The organism is Comamonas sp. GCA5 (genome assembly GCF_036541385.1).
GTDB classification, from domain to species: Bacteria; Pseudomonadota; Gammaproteobacteria; order Burkholderiales; family Burkholderiaceae_C; genus Comamonas; species Comamonas aquatica.
Window position 1 is genome coordinate 1 of sequence record NZ_JAZHFR010000190.1, and the last position, 1,068, is coordinate 1,068.

The 1,068-nt window shown below is 53.5% G+C and carries 1 pseudogene; it reads right to left on the reverse strand.

From position 1 onward, the window contains the following. Nucleotides 1–157: 157 nt before the first annotated feature. Nucleotides 158–952, reverse strand: a pseudogene (locus SJH88_RS19155) (IS5 family transposase); the annotation flags it as partial. Nucleotides 953–1,068: the final 116 nt, after the last annotated feature.

Sequence of the window (1,068 nt, forward strand, 5' to 3'; positions counted from 1 at the left end):
CACGGATGATGGTTTGCATGGCACAACTCCTGGTGAATGACGAATGAACTTCACTTACTTTGTACCTGACACTGCCCTGCAAACAGAGTCAAGAAAGTGGGAAGTCTTTCGTATTCAAATCCAGTTTGAGGCGAGTGACCCCAGACCCCGGCCGTGGCTAGGCCACGGCTGCCGTCTGAGGACGGCCCAGTTCAGTAAATCGATTCAATATGGCTGCTCGGATGTGCAGCTCGTTGACTTGGCGTTCAAAGGTGCGAGACATCACGCGTTCACCTAGCCGCTTGATGCAGTTCATCTTCGTTTCCACCAGACTTCGCCGGTGGTAGCCAATCCAGCGTTTCCAGATACTGCGTCCCAAGCGCCTGCACACAGCAATAGCTGCATTGCGGTGTTCAAAAACTGTTCCCCTGCGCACTCGTGCATTCTTGCGTGGAGGAATGATGGGTATAGCCCCGCGCCTGATGACCGCTTCGTAGGCAGGCTGTGTATCGTAAGCTCCATCACCAGTAAGACTTTTAAGTGCTTCATCTGGTGGCAATTGCTCCAGCAAATCGCAGAGCATTGAGGCATCGCTGACGTTGTTGCTCGTCACGCAGATTGCCCGAATCTGCAAGGTGTCGGCATCGATGCCTATGTGCAACTTACGCCACTGACGGCGATATTCGGCCCCGTGCTTTTTGCACTTCCATTCGCCTTCACCCAGAAACTTGATGCCTGTTGAGTCAACCAGAAGGTGCAAGCCTGCTTTGCTGCGAGAGTACGGAATCTGGACATTCAAATCTCGCTGTCGCCTGCACAGGGTGCTGAAGTCTGGCACTGGCCATGCAAGGCCGCACAGTTGAAGCACCGATTCCACCAAGCCTGTGGTTTGCCTCAGCGCCAAGCCAAACAAGTTTTTAAGGGTCAAGCAAAACTGGATGGCAGCATCAGAGAACTTCGGACTACGTGGGCGTGTCCGAATTTTTGTGTAAACGGTTCGGACTTCAATTGACGGAGATGCGGTCTCCGAACTCAATGGTAAAGCGGGTCAGCGCAGCCTTCCAATCCCGGATGGGCATGGTCCACTTC